This is a genomic window from Thiolapillus sp. (assembly GCF_048562965.1).
Lineage (GTDB): Bacteria > Pseudomonadota > Gammaproteobacteria > Chromatiales > Chromatiaceae > Thiolapillus > Thiolapillus brandeum_A.
The window spans coordinates 1-1,064 of record NZ_JBHNMF010000968.1 but is presented as its reverse complement, the minus strand read 5'-3'; the positions used below and the strand labels follow the sequence as shown (position 1 = coordinate 1,064).

2 protein-coding genes are annotated in these 1,064 nt (G+C 42.4%); both read left to right on the top strand.

Annotation, left to right across the window (positions count from 1 at the left end):
• Nucleotides 1-341 precede the first annotated feature (341 nt).
• The gene (locus ACOCD2_RS21550) at nt 342-590 is read left to right on the top strand and encodes an AbrB/MazE/SpoVT family DNA-binding domain-containing protein (protein WP_293650448.1); all 249 of its coding nucleotides are present in this window, start codon (nt 342-344) and stop codon (nt 588-590) included.
• A complete protein-coding gene (locus ACOCD2_RS21545; protein WP_305800786.1) occupies nt 581-904 on the top strand; it encodes a type II toxin-antitoxin system PemK/MazF family toxin in 324 nt (107 codons plus the stop codon). The genes ACOCD2_RS21550 and ACOCD2_RS21545 overlap by 10 nt, the downstream gene beginning before the upstream one ends.
• Nucleotides 905-1,064 lie beyond the last annotated feature (160 nt).

Below are 1,064 nucleotides of genomic sequence, written 5' to 3'. Positions count from 1 at the left end.
GCAGGATGCAGCAATCAGCGTATAGAACAAGCTCTAACGGGCAGTATGAACAAAATAGCAACTTTATTTCACCCGAAAATATACGGTGGAACAATGTTGCTTACTCTAAACTCTAGTAACTAACGAAAATATAAGGGAAATCGCATAATATAGCACTTCAACTGACCTGCAACTCGTCGGCGAATTATGGCGTAGATTCAAGCTGGTAGCCGTCAATTACGTTTATCGGCAGCTGCACGGCGGGCGGGTTGGATTGGTCATTGTTCGTCTAAAATTAAAATTGACATTACCCGGTAATGTAATTACAATATACTTATAAGGTCAACTGGCAGGTGGCAACCATGAAAGCTTCGATTATCCAAATTGGCAATTCCCAGGGACTCAGAATCCCAAAACCCATACTGGAACAGTGCGGCCTCAGTGGAGAAGTTGAAATAGAGGTACACGACAATGAACTCATCATCAAGCCAATCACCCAGTCCAGAAAAAACTGGGAAAAAGCCTTCAAGTCAATGGCGAAGAATGGAGATGACAGGTTGATAGAGTTTCCAGAAAGTCGCTGGGAACAGGAAGAATGGGAATGGAAGTAAATCGTTTCGAAGTATTTCTTGTCAACCTTGATCCAACAGTTGGGCATGAAATACAAAAGACCAGACCATGCCTTGTCATTTCACCAAACGAAATGAATCATCATATATCAACTGTTATCGTGGCTCCCATGACAACAAAAGGGAGAAATTACCCAACAAGAATTGCCTGTTCCTTTAAAGGGAAAAAAGGACAGATCGTTCTTGATCAAATCCGCACTGTTGACAAGTGGAGGCTTGTAAAAAAACTGGGAGTAATCAATAAAAGCACTCAGGCAAAAACACTTAACTTGTTACAAGAGCTTTTTGCACCTTAGCGTATTGAAATAACAGAATAAACGCACGACACCATGGCAGTGGCTCTTCGACGTTTCATATGGATTTCAGTATGGAACCCGCCGGGCTGGCAATCATGTAGATCATAGTTATAAAAGTTCGGTTGTTTCGATAGCCTCTGGCTCGTGCTCTGGCTGCTTG

Coding starts and splice junctions, on each gene's coding strand:
- ACOCD2_RS21550 (WP_293650448.1), top strand. CDS start 342: ATGAAAGCTTCGATTATCCAAATTGGCAATTCCCAGGGACTCAGAATC.
- ACOCD2_RS21545 (WP_305800786.1), top strand. CDS start 581: ATGGAAGTAAATCGTTTCGAAGTATTTCTTGTCAACCTTGATCCAACA.